Raw genomic sequence first — 16513 nt, forward strand, 5'->3', positions numbered from 1 at the left:
CCGAAAGGTTGTAATATAGCTACTTTATTATAATAAGCAGTTAAAATTAAATTAAGTAACAGTTTAATAAAAAGGGGAGGGGAGAAAGAAGCAACAAAGTTAATTACCTGTTTAAACTATTGCAACGGCAAAATGTTAACTATTTTATGACTGATATTGCTAAGCGTTTTGCGCAAAACCCGTTGTTATCTCCAGGCCATTTAAAACCAAGCGCCGATGGATTGGTGATCGCTTGTTTACTTAACCCGGGCGCTTTCAAATATGAGGGTAAAACCTGGCTGCTGGTGCGCGTTGCAGAAAGGCCCGAACAAACAGAAGTGCATGTGTCATTCCCGATATTGACAGAAACAGGAGAAACACAAATAATGGAAATCGCCCTGAATGATGCCGATCTGATTGCTACTGATGCCCGTGTAGTAAGATATAAGGGGGTAGATTACCTGACCACCCTTTCGCACCTGCGCCTGCTTTGCAGCGACGACGGCATAAATTTTTATGAGCCGGAAGGTTATGCCAAGCTGTTTGGCAGCGGGCCACTGCAAACTTTTGGTATTGAGGATTGCCGCGTAACCCAAATGGAAGATCAATTTTACCTTACGTTTACAGCCGTAAGCGATAGCGGGGTTGGGGTAGGCATGCGTACCACTACCGATTGGAAAACGTTTCAGTCGCATGGCATGATACTGCCACCGCACAACAAGGATGTGGCCATATTTGAAGAAAAGGTAAACGGAAAGTATTACGCCCTGCACCGCCCCAGCAGTGTAGATATTGGAGGTAATTACATCTGGATAGCCGAATCGCCCGACGGTAAACACTGGGGAAACCATAAATGCATCCTTAAAACACGCGAGGGCATGTGGGATAGCGGACGCGTTGGGGCAGGAGCGGCGCCTATAAAAACCAGCAAGGGCTGGCTGGAGATATACCATGGCGCAACAAAAGAACACCGCTACTGCCTGGGCGCCGTTCTGCTCGACCTTAATGATCCCTCCAAAGTTATCGCACGTTCTGCCGAGCCTATTATGGAACCGATCGCCCCTTATGAAACTACAGGCTTTTTTGGGCATGTTGTTTTCACTAACGGGCATATAGTGGAGGATGACGGTGATACTATTACGGTTTATTACGGTGCTGCAGACGAGCATGTATGCGGGGCGCACTTTTCCATAAAAGAGATATTTGCGACGCTTGGGATGTAATTTCAGATAATGTTTGCGTAATTTTAAAGGGCCGCTCAATGCATTACCTGCATCAATTAAAAAACTTTGATACCTTGCCGTATTTATCAAACCAAAAATGAAAAGCTTTTTAGATGATGACTTTCTGCTGAACTCTGATACAGCCAGGCGGCTATATCACGACTATGCTAAAGACATGCCCATTATAGACTATCACTGCCATTTGCCGCCCGACCAGATAGCCAATGACATCAATTTTAATAACCTTACCCATGCATGGCTTAACGGCGATCATTACAAGTGGCGGGCCATGCGCACAAATGGCATAGCCGAAGAATATATAACCGGTAATAAGCCCGACTTTGAGAAGTTTGAGCAATGGGCCGCAACCGTTCCTTATACTCTTCGTAACCCGCTTTACCACTGGACCCACCTTGAACTTCGCCGCTATTTTAATATTGACTCGCGTCTGATGCCCGGTACCGCCGATTTTATTTATAACGATGCTACAGAAAAACTGCAAAGCCCGGCTTACTCGGTGCAGCAGCTGTTACATAAAATGAATGTAGAAGTGGTATGTACTACAGATGATCCGCTGGATGATCTTTCGCACCATCAACAATTAAAAAAAGAAGGGGCGGAGGTGAAAATGTTCCCGGCTTTCAGGCCAGATAGGGCAATGTACATAGAAGATGTGGCCGCCCTTAATGCCTATATCAAAAAACTTGAAGAGGTAAGCAACACCAGTATTACCAATTTTGAAGATTACCTGCACGCGCTAAAAAACCGGCATCATTACTTTGCGGCTAACGGATGTACCGTATCAGACCATGGCCTGGAACACATTTATGCCGAGGAATATACCGACGAAGAGATACGCGGTATATTTGAAAAAGTACGCGCCGAAAAGCCGGTAAGCAACCTGGAAAAGGTAAAATTTAAATCGGCAATGCTGTATACATTTGCACTCTGGCATCACGAAAAAGGATGGGTACAGCAATATCACCTGGGCGCCTTGCGCAATAATAACACAAGGCTGCTGAGCAAACTTGGCCCGGATACAGGTTTTGATTCCATTGGCGATTTTGGGCAGGCAAGGGCTTTATCCAAATTCCTCAACCGATTGGATAGAGAGGACCGCCTTGCAAAAACCATTATTTATAATCTTAACCCCGCAGATAATGAAGTGATGGTCGCCATGACCGGTAATTTTAATGACGGTACTGTTGCCGGAAAGGTGCAATATGGTTCGGCCTGGTGGTTTTTAGATCAGAAGGATGGCATGACCAAACAGATCAATGCCTTATCTAACATAGGTCTGCTGAGCCGGTTTGTAGGTATGCTTACAGATTCGCGCAGCTTCCTGTCTTTCCCCAGGCACGAGTATTTCCGCAGGTTATTATGTAATTTATTTGGCGAAGATATACAGAATGGTGAATTGCCCAATGATATTGAGTGGACAGGCAAGATCATTGCCGATATATGCTACCATAACGCCCGTAATTACTTTGGTTTTAAATTATAGTTACGCCTAATTGTAACATTACTTATACAAGGTTAATTTTCTGACAAACACTTCTTTAAATTCTTTAAAAAGTGTTTTATATTTATAAAAGACCAGGCTGCTAATTAATGGCGGCATATTAACCTAATATTCTAATGGCAGTAACTACAGGCGGTGTAACCCCGTCATCAGATGTTAATACATCTCCTTTTACCTACGAGCGGCTTTACTCGCTCGACGCGCTGCGTGGCTTTGATATGTTCTGGATAATTGGCGGCGAAGAGATTTTTCATACGCTGGCCAAAGTTACCGGTTCACCATTCTGGCAGGCACTTTCCACTCAATTTACCCATCCCGATTGGAACGGATTTCATGCTTACGATCTGATATTTCCGTTGTTTCTTTTTTTAGCCGGGGTGGCCACGCCATATTCTGTTGGCCGCGAACTGGAAAAAGGAGCTACTAAACCGCAGCTGGTTTGGCGTGTAATAAAGCGTGCAATCATCCTGATCTTGTTAGGTTTGCTGGTTAATAACAGCTTAAAGGAGCTAAAGCCAATTGAGGATATCCGTTTTGCATCGGTACTTGGTAGGATCGGTATCGCTTATATGTTTGCCAACTTTATTTACCTTTTTGCCGGCCGCCGGTGGCAGATAGCATGGTTCTGGATCTTTATCATCGGTTACTGGTTGCTGTTAAAGTTTACATCCGCACCCGGATATCCGCCCGGCGACCTTACTATGGAGGGCAACTTTGCCTCTTATATGGACAGGCTGATCCTACCCGGCAAATTATACCTTAAGATACATGATCCGGAAGGGCTGTTCTCAACTATCCCGGCCATCAGCACGGGCTTGTTAGGTATACTGGCCGGTAAATTACTCAAAACAGGCAATCAGCCTAAAGCCAGAAAAGCGCTCATACTGGCTGCGGTTGGCGTGGTTTTCCTGATCATCGCCCAGCTATGGAACCTCGATTTCCCGATAAATAAAAACCTGTGGACAAGCTCGTTCGTGATGAATGTAGGTGGCTTAAGCCTGCTTTTACTGGCTTTGTTTTACTATATAATTGATGTGTTGGGCTACAAAAGCTGGGCATTTTATTTCAAGGTAATCGGCATGAACTCCATACTCATTTACATATCCAGCAAATTTATCAACTGGAATTACGCTACCGCCGGCTTTTTTGGCTGGCTGGGCGACCTGGTTGGCGACCCATGGAACATCGTAGTAATGGCCATTTGCTTTATAATGGTTAAATGGGCCATGCTTTATTTTTTATACCGTAAAAAAGCATTCCTTAAAGTGTAAATCCATCTTATGAAAAAATATATCTATTTATTATTTCTGTTAAGCATAATTACTGCCGGCGGTGTTAAGGCGCAGCAAAAGTTACCCAGGCTGATGTTGCGGCTGGATGATATTGGTATGTGCCATGCCGTAAATATGGCTATGCAGAAGGTGGCTGATACCCGTATGCCTTTTTCAGCATCTGTACAGTTTGCCTGCCCCTGGTACCAGGAGGCTGTTGAGATATTAAAGAAAAACCCCCAGATAAGCGTTGGCGTACACTTAACCCTCACCAGCGAATGGAAAAACTACCGCTGGGGGCCTGTAACCGGGCGCGAAGCAGTACCAAGCCTGGTAGATAAAAATGGCTATTTCCCGCAATCAACAGAAGCATTTGCCAAAAACGAATATAAGCTGGCAGAGGTAGAGAAAGAGCTTTCAGCACAGATAGAAAGGGCGCTGGCATCAGGTTTAAAGATCACCTACATCGACCCGCACATGGGCATTGCCTTATCAACGCCCCAACTAAGGGCGCTTACCGAAAAACTTGCCCATAGATACAAGCTGGCCATATCAACCCTGAGCGAAGTAGTTTACCTGGGCGAAACCTATATGGAAATGTGGGGCGAGCCCGTGGCTACCAAAAAGTCGGCCTTTTTAAATTATGTAAGTAATAAACTCAGCACTGTAAGGCCAAACATGGTTGTGATACACGTTGGCCTGATGCAGCCCGAGATGAACGCCTTATTTGATATGAACAGCAGCATGATGAACACTAAAGAAGGTAAGCCACTTACCAGCCTGCACCGCCAAACGGAGCTGAACATGCTGCTTTCGCCGCAGTTTAAGGCGATGGTAAATAAAAAGTTTGTGCTGACCAACTATACCGAACTGGTAAAACAAAAGGGTTTGGAAAGCATGAAAATGGAAACGGTTAAGAATTGATGTTACAACTATTGTGTTTTAATTAACAATTAAACTTAAAAAACCTGCTTAATTAATATTTGACATAATAAGTTCTAATGTGGTAACAGATCAATATTCTGACAAATACTACTAAATCTTTTTATTAACCTAAAGACTGAAGTATTGAAGTTACAATAAGGAGTCGAATTGCTTGTTTGATATATAAGGTTGAATTAATTTTAGGTTAAAATAAATTTGGGTTTTTAAAAACTTAGCTTTAACTTTAAGATAAACTTAAATAACTATTATCATGAAAAAACTTCTATTTGGTGCTTTTGTTTTATGTGTGTTGGCTCCTACTGCTAACGCAAAGCGATCTGTCGACAATATCGACAGCAAATCATTCTCTTCATTATATACAACATATAATGGAAAAACAGTCTTTGGTAAATTTTTTAACCAGTATGTTGGGAGAGTTCAGGATCCCCTTATACCCGGCTTATATTACCAACTTTATGCCACAACCAGTCCTACCCGCATAGCCTTTGTTAATCTTGTAAATTTCCAAGGTTACCCTCAACCAGGATCGGCAACCGTTTCCGGCACTTACAGTCATACTGGCACGGTGTATTATTCAACAGGCACTATAACAAGATCAGATAATACAACATTTACTTTTTCACATTCAGAAGACATTGCTTAAAAAACTTTTAACGTTTTAACTTAATAACTAAGCCGGGCAAACGTCCGGCTTTTTAAGTACTATAGGTTACGTATTTACATTAAAGCCGATTTGTTTTCTACCTACGCGCTTATATTGTGTGATTCAAAAAACAATAGTGACTTAAGTTTAATTTTTAGAAGTTGAATTTAAAAATTTAAACTTTTTCTTTTCCATTAAGGCGCTTCGGGGCGTATTTACTTAGCATTACAATAACAATAGCTACAAAACCCCAAAGCAGCATTTGCCAGGTGCTCATGTCCCACCCGCCAAGCTTCCATGATAACAGGCCAAAGTAGGTACCGGCCGAGCCGCCTATAAAATAGGTGGTCATGTAAATGGTGTTTAACCTGCTGTGCGAATGCTCATCCAAACTGTAAATGCGCGCAAAGTTGGTTATCTGAGTGGCCTGTACACCGATGTCTAAAAAGAAAATGGCGATGATAAGAGCAGCTAACGAATAGGGCAGTACTTTAAGCAATATAACGCTGCCGATGATCATCCCAACAGAGATAATTAATGAGCGATGCGTATTGCCTTTATCAGCCAGTTTACCAAACCAGGGTGCAACCAACGCGCCGCCAATAGCAATAAAACCAAATAAACCGATAGTGCTTACTGAATAATTAAGTGGTGCTGCGCTCAAATGAAAGGTGAGGGTTGTCCAGAATGAGCAGAAAATGCCAAATGTGAAAAAGCCTAACAAGGCGGCCTGGCGCAAAATTTTAAATTCGCCAACCATTGAAAGGGCCGATTTAAGTAACCCTGCATAATTGCCTTTAAACTTAGGCGGTACATTGGGCAAATACACTTTTAGCAGGATAGCCGAAATGAAGACCATAATGGCCGATATGCCGTAAACCCATCGCCAGCCCAACCAGTCGGCAATTAAACCGCTGATGACACGGGCACCCAAAATACCAACCAATATCCCGCTAAAAACTTTACCGACGGTTTTGCCGCGGTTCACACTATCTAAAGTTGCCGCCATTGGCATCAAAATTTGGGCGGATGTAGCTAATAATCCCACCAGCAGGCTTATTGCATATACCTGGTAAATACGGGTAGCAAAGCTAAACCCCGCCAAAGCCACCATCAGCAGTATACTTAATAACAGGATAAGCCGTTTGCGGTTCACCTTATCGCCCAAGGGTATCAAAAAAAACATGCCCAGGCCGTAACCCAGTTGAGAAAACATGGCAACCTTGCCAATTTCTGCACCGGTAGCGTGAACAGACTGGCCAATGTCCTTAAGTATGGGCTGATTATAATAGATGTTGGCTACGGTTACCCCTGCGGCAACTGCCATTACAGGTATAATTGCCGGATGTAGCTTGCTGTTTTCTGCGACCATGCTCATAGTTTCGGGTGCAAACGTAAGTAAATGGATATAGCTATCAAACCCTTGCTAAACTTATATCTTCCGGCTGCGTATATTTGTGAAAGTAAACTGACAAATACAATTTTAAATGATCAGAATCTGCGTTGTTGAAGATGAAGAAAAGGTATCGTCTTTTATAAAAAAAGGGCTCAATGAGCACAATTATGAAGTAGATGTTGCTGCTACAGGCGAAGATGCTTTCAAACTGACCGACAGCCATGATTATGACCTCATTATCCTGGATGTAATGCTGCCCGATATGACAGGCATCGAGCTATGCCGCCAGCTGCGTACAGAGCAACCACAGGTACCCGTATTGATGCTTAGCGCGCTGGGAACAATAGACGACAAGGTTAACGGCCTGCATTCTGGTGCCGACGATTACCTGGTTAAACCTTTTCATTTCAGTGAGTTGCTGGCGCGTATTGAAGCTTTGCTTCGCCGCAAAAAAATGGCTGAAGGCGATAGCCATGTGCTTAGTTTTGGCGAATTGCGCCTGAATACCTGGGATAAAACCGCAGAGCGTGCAGGTAAACAGATCAACCTTACTGCTAAAGAGTACAGCCTGCTTGAACTATTTATTAAAAACCCTAATAAGCTGCTCTCTCGCGAGTACATTATGGAGCGCGTATGGGGAATAAATTTTGATACCGGAACTAACATGGTTGATGTATATGTAAATTACCTGCGCAATAAGATTCAGAAAGGTTTTGATAAAAAGCTGATACATACGGTTATAGGAATGGGGTATATTTTAAAAGATTAGGAAGAAGCTTCACCCACCTTTCTTTGGGGGGAGTGGCCCCACCCAAATCCTCCCCATTAGGGAGGGCTTTAGGGAAAATCAATAAGAGCTTTGAAAGTCTCCCCTAACGGGGAAGATTTAGAGGGGCTAAAAAGGAAAAGCCCCACCCAAACCCTCTCCGATAGGGAGGACTTTGAAAATCAAGAGCTTTGAAAAGTCTCCCCTAACGGGGGAGATTTAGAGGAAAAGCCCCACCCAACCCTCCCCGGAAGGGAGGGCTTCAGGAGTAATGTTTTAAAGCTTTATAAAGTCTCCCCTGATGGGGGAGATTTAGAGGGGGCCTATAGTATTAAGGACTAATAAACAGATCATAAATTGAAAATAAAAACCCGTCTATCATTATATTTTACGCTGATCAGTTCCGGCTCGTTGTTGCTGGTGTTAGTGGCGCTTTATATTGCGGTGTATTCATTTTTTACCGCCGATTTTTATAACCGACTTACCGACCGTACCAACCTGGCATCTAAACTATACTTAAAGGCAGATGAGCTTGCTGCCGATTCGATGTTAAAGATCCAACGCGAATACCTGGAAAGGCTTTCGGGAGAAGTGGTGCGTATCTACGATCAGAATAACCTATCGGCCTTTAAAATGGACCATAATATTTACTGGACCAAAGACATTATCAACCAGGTTAGGAAAGACGGCCACATAGCCTACGAGGAAGGAAAACGCAAAGTGGTGGGCCGGTATTACCACGACAACCAGGGCGATTTTGTGATACTTGCCTCGGCGATTGATGTAAGCTCTAAACGAAGGATGATCATCTTAGCTAAAATTGCCAGCGTGCTCTTTGTGGTATTTGGCATCATATTATTTTTCGCTGGCCGTAAATTTGCGCAGAGGGCATTGTCGCCGGTAGATAGTATTATTTCGCAGATACGAAGCATACGATCGAGCAACCTGCATCTGCGGGTTAAGCAGGTAAGGAACAGGGATGAGATTGCCGAGCTGATAGATAACTTTAACGCATTGCTTGCCCACCTTCAAAACGCCTTTGAGCTGCAGCAAACTTTTGTAGCTAATGCATCGCATGAGTTACGTACACCGCTTACCAGTATAATGGGAGAGGTAGAGGTGGCGCTGGATAAGCCGCGTGATGCCGATGAATATAAACGGATACTGGCCTCTATAGCCCATGACGGCGCCCGTTTGCAGGAAACCATAACCAGCCTGATGGAACTGGCCCAGATTGACCTTAACTACACCCAGGCGAAACTATCTGCAGTACGGGTGGATGAGTTGATATGGGAGCTTGAGGAACAATGGACACAGCGTAAAGGCCCTGGTAAACTTAAATTGCAATTAGCCGAACTGCCTGCCGATGAAGAACTGCTTACCATATTGGCACATAAGCAGTTGTTGTTCATGGCTTTAAACAACCTTATAGATAATGCCTTTAAATACTCTTACAATAAGCCCGTTACTTTAGGTTTTGAAGCAACCGGTTCCGGTATCCGTATATCTGTTACTGATGAGGGTGCAGGTATAGCTCCGGAGTTCAGAGAGCGTATTTTTCAGCCTTTTTTCAGGATTAATAAAGATAAGTCGACTGCGGGCAGTGGCATAGGGCTTTACATCACCAGTAAGATAATTGAACTGTTTAAAGGATCTATAAAGGTTACATCCGGCGGCGGTGCAGGGGCCGTTTTTACAGTTGAGTTTTTAAAAAGCAATACCCAGGCATAATTTCTAATGCCATTCTAATTTAGTTTTAATGCCGCTCTAATACAGGTGCAATAGTTTTGGTTCTATCAAACAATTGCACTAATGTTACTCAGAGAATGTAAATTATTGGCTATTTCCTTTTTGTTATTGGTATTTGCCGGCAGCCGTGCGTTGGCGCAAACAGATACATTAAGGATCACATCTAAAGAAGCCGAAAAACTATTTATCAATAACAACCTCGAACTGCTTGCTCAGAAATATAACGTTGATGCCTCGCAGGCGCTTGTAAAGCAGGCAAAGCTTTGGGATAACCCCACCTTAAGCACCGATCAGAATATCACCGATGCCGGCAAAAAGTTTTTTGACCACAGCAATGGCGGCGGCCAGATACTGGTACAACTAAGCCAGGTATTTAAAACCGCGGGCAAACGCGGCAAACAGGTACAGGTAGCACAGGATGGCGTACAGATACAGCAAGCCCAGTTTAATGATCTGATGCGTAACCTGCGGTATAACCTGCTGCTTGATCTTTCGCAGGTAGCTAACCTGGTAGATCAGCGGAAGGTGTATCAAACCGAAATTACATCGGCGGCCAATATGGTTAACGCCATTGATAAATCGTACCAAAGCGGGAATAACTCGCTTAAAGATCTTATCCGTTTAAAGGCATTATTATTTGGCCTGCAAAACGACCTGGTAGAGATAGACCGCCAGATAAACGACCTGCAAAGCGAACTGAAAACACTGCTTGTGGTTGACCCATCGAAATTTATAGCCCCTCAGATAACTTTTAACAATACCGATACGGTTTTAAATGCAGCAGCACTGGTTGAGCAGGCGAAAGCCAACCGTGGCGATTACCTGGCCAACCAGTACCTGCTTAACCAGAACAACCACAACCTGGCGCTGCAAAAAGCCATGGCCGTGCCCGATGTTACTATTGGTAGTACCTACGATCAGCATAGCAGCTATGCCAATAACTATGTGGGGCTGGAGATCAGTCTGCCGCTGCCATTATTCAACCGTAACCAGGGCAACATTAAAAACGCAAAGCTTGCGGCCCAAAGCCAGGAATACATTGTGAAAAACAGCGAGCTGCAGCTAAACAATGATGTATACTCTGCGGTGCAGCAATTTAAGTTGAGCCAGCAGTTGCTCACCAAACAAGAAGACGATTTTTATAACAAGTACGATCAGCTTTACCGGGGTATGGCCAAGGCCTTTCAGTTAAAACAGATCAACCTGCAGGAGTTCGTAGATTTTTTCGACTCGTACCGCGAAACTAAATTAAAGATTTTACAGCAGCAGCTTAACCTGCAAAAAGCCATTGCCGATCTTAACCTGGCCGTAGGCACAACAGTAGTTGATCCGCTGTAAAGCCCCACCCAAACCCTCCCCAATAGGGAGGGCTTAGTTAAGTCTCCCCCTTCGGGTGAGATTTAGAGGGGGCATAAAGTAAAAGCACCATTCACTAATTCAATAATTCAATAATTGAAATCCACTCAATAATTCGATGAAAAAGCAATTCATATATATAGGCCTTGGTTTAGTTGGCCTTGCCGGTTGCCAGGAAAAAAAAACAGGAACCATGGAAACCAAACAGGTTTGCATAAGCGATTCGCTATCTAAAATGGTAAAGATAGATACCGCTAAAAGCACACCTATGAAAGATGAACTCACGCTTTCCGGCGAAGTATCATTCGACGAAAACAAAGTTGTAAAGGTGTTCCCGACAACCAGCGGGCAGGTAGTACAGGTAAAGGTATCGCTTGGCGATAAGGTAACCAAAGGCCAAACGCTTGCAGTATTGCGCAGTGCGGATGTAGCCGGTAATTACACCGACCTGGATGCTACTAAATCAGACCTTTCAATAGCTAAACGCCAGCTGGAGCAAGCCGAATACCTGTACAAAAACGGTATCTCCAGCGAGCGCGATTATACCGAAGCAAAAGAAAATTACAATAAAGCGGTTGCGGCAAACAGCAAAGTACGCCAGCAGATAGCTATTAACGGTGGCGGTAACACCAGCGCCAGCGGCTCTTTGGTCATAAAAGCACCTGGAAGTGGCTATGTGGTAGAGAAAAATATATCGGCAGGTAACTTTATCCGTCCTGACAATAGCAGTAGCCTTTTCACCATATCAGACATGAAGGATGTATGGATATGGGCTAACGTATTTGAAACAGATATAGCCAAGGTAAAAAAAGGTTACGATGCCAGGATAACCACCCTTGCCTATCCGGATAAGGTTTTTAATGGCAAGATAGATGAAATAAGCTCGGTACTTGACCCGGATAACAAGGTAATGAAGGTGCGCATTGCACTAAATAACCAGGACATGCTGCTGAAACCGGAAATGTTTACCAACGTGGTGATTACCAATAAAGAGGCCTCCAGCTCGGTAGCTATACCCTCATCGGCAGTGATTTTTGATAGCAGTAAAAACTTTGTGGTGGTTTATAACAGCAAGTGCGACCTGCAGGTGCGCCCGGTAAGCATCATTAAAACAGTTGATGATGTTACTTATATATCATCGGGCTTAAAGCCTGGCGATAAGGTGATCTCAAAAAGCCAGCTGTTGTTGTATAATGCTTTAACGGAAGACTAATAGTAAATAGAACCAAGAAGCGAGAACCAAGAAGCAAGAAATAACAATAGAATCAAGATATAAGAACCGGAATGCGGGATAAAATCATCTCAATTCCTGACTCCTGACGCTTGATTCCTGACTCTCTCAAAATGAATAAGCTAATAAAAAATATCATATACTTTTCGCTCAGGCACCGGGCGATGGTATTCTTTCTGACAACGGTGCTGGCTGTATTGGGCGTCTGGAGCTACTTGAATACCCCTATCGAGACGTTTCCGGACGTTACCAATACGCAGATCATCGTAATAGCTCAATGGCCAGGCCGTAGCGCCGAGGAAGTAGAAAAAATGGTGACCATCCCGATGGAAACTGTGTTGAACTCGGTACAGAAAAAAGTCAACCTGCGAACCACATCATCATTCGGATTGTCGTACCTGCGCATTATTTTTGATGACGATGTAGACGATGCCTTTGCGCGCCAGCAGGTGCTGAGCCGCCTCATGAACGCCGAACTGCCCGACGGCGTTAAACCCGAAGTAGAGCCTCCTTACGGCCCTACAGGAGAGATCTACCGTTATACCTTAAAAAGCAAAACTGCCTCAATTCATGAGCTTACCGCTATACAGGATTGGGTATTGGATCGCCAGTTCAAATCTATTCCCGGTGTTGCCGATGTGAACAGCTTTGGCGGCGAAGAAAAAACATACGAGGTAAGTGTTAACCCGGCCTTGCTTCAAAAATATGGCCTTACTTCTCTCGATGTTTATAATGCCATCAACCGCAGCAATATCAACGTAGGGGGCGATGTAATTGAGAAGAACGACCAGGCCTTTGTGGTTAGGGGTATCGGTTTGATAAATAACATCAGCGAGATACAGAACATCATCATTAAAAATGTAAATAACGTACCTATCCTTGCCCGCAACGTGGCCGATATTAAGGAAAGCGGTTTGCCGCGCCTTGGCCAGGTAAGCCGCGACAGGCAGAAGGACGTTATTGAGGGTATAATCGTGATGCGTAAGGGTGAGAACCCGGCAATTGTACTCGATAAGATCCGCGAAAAGGTAGCCGACCTGAACAATAACATCCTGCCAAAAGATGTTAAGATCGATACTTTTTACGACCGTACCAACCTGATGGATTTCTGTACCGAAACGGTAATACATAACCTGCTGGAAGGTATCATCCTGGTAACGGTAATCGTATTCTTTTTCATGGCCGACTGGCGTACTACGCTTACCGTGGCCATCATTATCCCGTTGGCCCTGTTGTTTGCCTTTATATGTATGCGCATCAAGGGCATGACGGCCAACCTGCTGTCGATGGGAGCGGTGGACTTTGGTATCATTATAGACGGCGCGGTGGTGATGGTAGAGGGGATTTTCGTTGCGCTCGACCATCGGGCCAAGGAGTTGGGCATGGAGAAATTCAATAAAATAGCCAAGCTCGGCCTGTTCAAAAATGTAGGCGCCGAAATGGGCAAGGCGATCTTCTTCTCCAAATTGATCATCATCACCTGTTTGATACCCATCTTCGCTTTCCAGAAGGTAGAGGGTAAAATGTTCTCGCCACTGGCATATACTTTAGGTTTTGCCTTACTGGGCGCGCTGCTGTTTACGCTTACGCTGGTGCCTGCTCTGTCAAGCATTCTGCTTAAAAAGAACGTAAAAGAAAAGCATAACCCTGTAGTAAGCTTCTTTGAAAACGGCATACGCAGGATGTTTGGTTTTACTTATAAAAACCAGAAACTGAGTTTGATCATCGCCCTGGTATTTATGTTGCTGACATTCTTTTCGGCTAAATTTTTGGGTACGGAGTTTCTACCGGAGCTTAACGAAGGTGCCCTTTGGGTAGAAGCAGAGCTGCCGATGAGCGTATCGCTCAACCAGGCAGAAGGCATCAACCAGAAAATGATGCAGATACTGGAGAAATTCCCGGAGGTAAAGCAAACGTTGGCACAGGTAGGCCGTACCAATGATGGTACCGACCCTAAGGGTTTCTTTAACGTGCAGATACAGGTTGACCTTAAACCCAAAAAAGAATGGAAACGCGGGTTGACTGAAGAGGAACTGATAGACGAGATGGACACCCAATTGCGCAAGCTGCCGGGCATTGTATACAACTACTCGCAGCCAATACGTGATAACGTTGATGAGGCCGTAGCCGGTGTAAACGCCAGCATGGCGGTTAAGATCTTCGGGCCTGATTTTCAGGAACTGGATAAAAAGGCTGACGAGGTAATGGCGCAGCTAAAAGGCGTACAGGGCGTTGATGACCTTGGCGTACTGCGCAACCTTGGCCAGCCCGAATTTCGGATAGAGCTCGATCAGCAAAAAATGGCGCTTTACGGTGTATCTACTGCCGATGCCAACGCCGTTATTGAAATGGCCATCGGCGGTAAAGCTGCAACACAATTGTATGAAGGGGAGCGTAAGTTTGATATCCGCATACGTTACCAAAAACAATACCGCGATACTGAAGAAAAAATAGAGAACCTGATGGTGCCAACCCTCAACGGTTCAAAGATCTCCATAAAGGAAATATCAACAATTAAACAACTGACCGGTCCGGCATTTATCTTCAGGGATAATAACACGCGCTACATAGCAGTCAAATTCTCGGTGCGTGGCCGCGACTTGGGCAGTACCATTGCTGAAGCGCAAAAGAAAGTGAACGGCCATGTGAAATTGCAGCAAGGCTACTCCTTTACCTGGAACGGCGAGTTTGAGAACCAGATACGCGCCTCAAACACATTATCGCACGTAGTGCCGATCTGTTTGCTGGTGATCTTCCTGATATTGTATATTACTTTCGGTAATGCCAAAGATGCCGTGTTGGTTATCCTGAACGTTCCTTTTGCCCTGATAGGCGGTATACTGGCGCTGCATATTACACACACTAATTTCAGTATATCTGCAGGCATCGGTTTTATTGCCTTGTTTGGCGTTTGTATCCAGAACGGGGTGATACTGATATCGGTGTTCAAGAAAAACCTGGAAGAGCATATGCCGCTTAATACAGCTATACTGGAAGGCGTGATATCGCGCGTGCGCCCGGTGGTGATGACCGCCCTGATGGCCGCCATTGGTTTGATGCCTGCCGCCATATCAACCGGCATAGGCAGCGAAACCCAAAAACCCCTTGCCATTGTGGTGATAGGCGGTTTAGTAACTTCAACTATACTTACCCTCTTAATATTACCGGTTATTTACTCCATCGTGTACCGTTTGATACACCGGCGCGAAAACCGCAAACTGTTAAAAAGGATAGGTGTAGTGAGTGCTTAGTTTATTGTTTGAAATTGCATACCCATGTTTGGCAGGCGCAAGGCCTGCAGGGTATGCAATTATTAGTTTGAGCACTGATTAAAAGGAGATGGGGCATTAATAAGTTGAAGAGTATATTGTATCGGCGGAATTTTAAAAATCAAGTAAAACAATCCGCCGGGATGAAGAGTCAACGTTATTTAATTTCTATTTTCTTTAGCGCTTTGGAAGCTTCCTTTTTTAGTAGAGCATTTGAATTATTGGTCAATAAGCTAATTTTGGTTTTGGCTTTTTGAGACTTTAAAATTACTAATGCTTGTAAGGCTGGTACAATCATCTCGCTATCATCCAAAAGCTCAATCAATGTAGTCTCTGACTCTGCTAACTTTATTTTGCCCAAAGCTAAAACAAACCTTTCCCTTGATTCCCCATTGGCTTTATTTTTAACAATGTCAATAATACTGGCTATATCATTTTTAGTAACTATGTTATAGATTGCATTACCCAAAGCCCATCTTAAACTAAGATTATCTTTATTTTTTGAAGTTTTATTATATTCATGGATCAAAGCAGCATTAGCTTTACCTTTTGCTTCCTTTACTGTAAGTGCTCTTACAATTCCTTCCTTATTTCGCTTATGGTAATTTTTTGACAGGTGTTTAATGAGTATGTCAATCACTTCCGGATAGGGTTCTGATGTATTAACCAAATCCCAAGGATCAGTATATTTACATTCCGCCTGCTCAAGTTCAACTGACAATTGTTTAAGTTCTTTTTGTAACTCTTCCGTTAACATATGTCTTAGTTGTTCTTGTTCTTCGATTTCTTCTTTAGACTTTTTAGGTTTTTTTAACAACCTTAAATATGTTAGTTCTAAATCTGCTTTCATTTCGTTATTATAGCCACTACTATATGTAAAAAAAATTGCCGCGCTTGCTGATTACTTGTTTATAAATAATTACGCGCATATGATGACGTTGTAGACAAAGCTTTAATCAAAGTAGCCGATAAAAGTCCATCCAATTAAACCTGATACCTATACAGAGGTATATTGATAGCTGATACAGTTAAACCTGTCACAAACAAAAAGATAAGGATGAGGTGCTTTTTCATGAGGTGAAATATATTAAAAAGCGCTTGTTTAATGTATACTATCCATAAATCTCATTTTTAATATCCTGAAAACCAGCTTTTAAAAGCTG

The 16513-nt window shown here is 43.7% G+C and carries 12 protein-coding genes; 10 read left to right on the plus strand and 2 right to left on the minus strand.

Annotated features, from left to right (window positions below):
- The first annotated feature begins 146 nt into the window (after window positions 1–146).
- The 5 genes from ACFQZX_RS05390 to ACFQZX_RS05410 all read left to right on the plus strand — a co-directional run bounded on the left by ACFQZX_RS05390 (window position 147) and on the right by ACFQZX_RS05410 (window position 5583).
- Window positions 147–1202, plus strand: a complete 1056-nt coding sequence (locus tag ACFQZX_RS05390; RefSeq protein ID WP_377112246.1) for a glycoside hydrolase family 130 protein — start codon at window positions 147–149, stop codon at window positions 1200–1202.
- 97 nt (window positions 1203–1299) lie between these two features.
- Complete coding sequence (uxaC, locus tag ACFQZX_RS05395) at window positions 1300–2706, plus strand: glucuronate isomerase (RefSeq protein ID WP_377112249.1); 1407 nt, start codon at window positions 1300–1302, stop codon at window positions 2704–2706.
- Window positions 2707–2840: 134 nt separating this feature from the next.
- Window positions 2841–3995 carry an acyltransferase family protein gene (locus ACFQZX_RS05400; protein ID WP_377112252.1) on the plus strand — a complete coding sequence of 385 codons (1155 nt, stop codon included), beginning with the start codon at window positions 2841–2843 and terminating at the stop codon, window positions 3993–3995.
- A 9-nt stretch (window positions 3996–4004) separates the two neighbouring features.
- Entirely contained in the window at window positions 4005–4919 is a 915-nt protein-coding gene (locus ACFQZX_RS05405; RefSeq protein WP_377112254.1) for a ChbG/HpnK family deacetylase, read from the plus strand.
- Between the two features lie 271 nt (window positions 4920–5190).
- A complete protein-coding gene (locus ACFQZX_RS05410) occupies window positions 5191–5583 on the plus strand; it encodes a hypothetical protein (protein WP_377112255.1) in 393 nt (130 codons plus the stop codon).
- 175 nt (window positions 5584–5758) lie between these two features.
- Here the strand turns inward: ACFQZX_RS05410 and ACFQZX_RS05415 are convergent, their stop codons facing one another.
- A complete protein-coding gene (locus tag ACFQZX_RS05415) occupies window positions 5759–6961 on the minus strand; it encodes an MFS transporter (protein ID WP_377112256.1) in 1203 nt (400 codons plus the stop codon).
- Window positions 6962–7070: 109 nt separating this feature from the next.
- On the opposite strand from ACFQZX_RS05415, the gene ACFQZX_RS05420 reads away from it, so the two are divergent.
- The 5 genes from ACFQZX_RS05420 (at window position 7071) to ACFQZX_RS05440 (ending at window position 15332) form a co-directional block, all read left to right on the plus strand.
- Window positions 7071–7748 carry a response regulator transcription factor gene (locus ACFQZX_RS05420; protein ID WP_377112259.1) on the plus strand — a complete coding sequence of 226 codons (678 nt, stop codon included), beginning with the start codon at window positions 7071–7073 and terminating at the stop codon, window positions 7746–7748.
- A 354-nt stretch (window positions 7749–8102) separates the two neighbouring features.
- Entirely contained in the window at window positions 8103–9476 is a 1374-nt protein-coding gene (locus tag ACFQZX_RS05425; RefSeq protein ID WP_377112262.1) for a sensor histidine kinase, read from the plus strand.
- Window positions 9477–9557: 81 nt separating this feature from the next.
- Window positions 9558–10832 (plus strand): TolC family protein, encoded by a 1275-nt coding sequence (locus tag ACFQZX_RS05430; RefSeq protein WP_377112265.1) that lies wholly within the window; start codon window positions 9558–9560, stop codon window positions 10830–10832.
- Window positions 10833–10968: 136 nt separating this feature from the next.
- Window positions 10969–12063 (plus strand): efflux RND transporter periplasmic adaptor subunit, encoded by a 1095-nt coding sequence (locus ACFQZX_RS05435; protein ID WP_377112268.1) that lies wholly within the window; start codon window positions 10969–10971, stop codon window positions 12061–12063.
- Window positions 12064–12194: 131 nt separating this feature from the next.
- On the plus strand, window positions 12195–15332 hold the full coding sequence (locus ACFQZX_RS05440) for an efflux RND transporter permease subunit (RefSeq protein WP_377112271.1): 3138 nt from the start codon (window positions 12195–12197) through the stop codon (window positions 15330–15332).
- 175 nt (window positions 15333–15507) lie between these two features.
- Here ACFQZX_RS05440 and ACFQZX_RS05445 read toward each other — a convergent pair whose 3' ends face one another.
- Window positions 15508–16200, minus strand: a complete 693-nt coding sequence (locus ACFQZX_RS05445) for a HEAT repeat domain-containing protein (RefSeq protein WP_377112274.1) — start codon at window positions 16198–16200, stop codon at window positions 15508–15510.
- Between the last annotated feature and the right edge of the window lie 313 nt (window positions 16201–16513).

It is taken from the genome of Mucilaginibacter litoreus (assembly GCF_042676805.1).
Classification (GTDB): domain Bacteria; phylum Bacteroidota; class Bacteroidia; order Sphingobacteriales; family Sphingobacteriaceae; genus Mucilaginibacter; species Mucilaginibacter litoreus.

Bases quoted from the DNA above. Each gene is read 5' to 3' on its own strand.
- ACFQZX_RS05390 (WP_377112246.1), top strand. From the start codon at position 147: ATGACTGATATTGCTAAGCGTTTTGCGCAAAACCCGTTGTTATCTCCA.
- uxaC (WP_377112249.1), top strand. From the start codon at position 1,300: ATGAAAAGCTTTTTAGATGATGACTTTCTGCTGAACTCTGATACAGCC.
- ACFQZX_RS05400 (WP_377112252.1), top strand. From the start codon at position 2,841: ATGGCAGTAACTACAGGCGGTGTAACCCCGTCATCAGATGTTAATACA.
- ACFQZX_RS05405 (WP_377112254.1), top strand. From the start codon at position 4,005: ATGAAAAAATATATCTATTTATTATTTCTGTTAAGCATAATTACTGCC.
- ACFQZX_RS05410 (WP_377112255.1), top strand. From the start codon at position 5,191: ATGAAAAAACTTCTATTTGGTGCTTTTGTTTTATGTGTGTTGGCTCCT.
- ACFQZX_RS05415 (WP_377112256.1), bottom strand. From the start codon at position 6,961: ATGAGCATGGTCGCAGAAAACAGCAAGCTACATCCGGCAATTATACCT.
- ACFQZX_RS05420 (WP_377112259.1), top strand. From the start codon at position 7,071: ATGATCAGAATCTGCGTTGTTGAAGATGAAGAAAAGGTATCGTCTTTT.
- ACFQZX_RS05430 (WP_377112265.1), top strand. From the start codon at position 9,558: ATGTTACTCAGAGAATGTAAATTATTGGCTATTTCCTTTTTGTTATTG.
- ACFQZX_RS05435 (WP_377112268.1), top strand. From the start codon at position 10,969: ATGAAAAAGCAATTCATATATATAGGCCTTGGTTTAGTTGGCCTTGCC.
- ACFQZX_RS05440 (WP_377112271.1), top strand. From the start codon at position 12,195: ATGAATAAGCTAATAAAAAATATCATATACTTTTCGCTCAGGCACCGG.
- ACFQZX_RS05445 (WP_377112274.1), bottom strand. From the start codon at position 16,200: ATGAAAGCAGATTTAGAACTAACATATTTAAGGTTGTTAAAAAAACCT.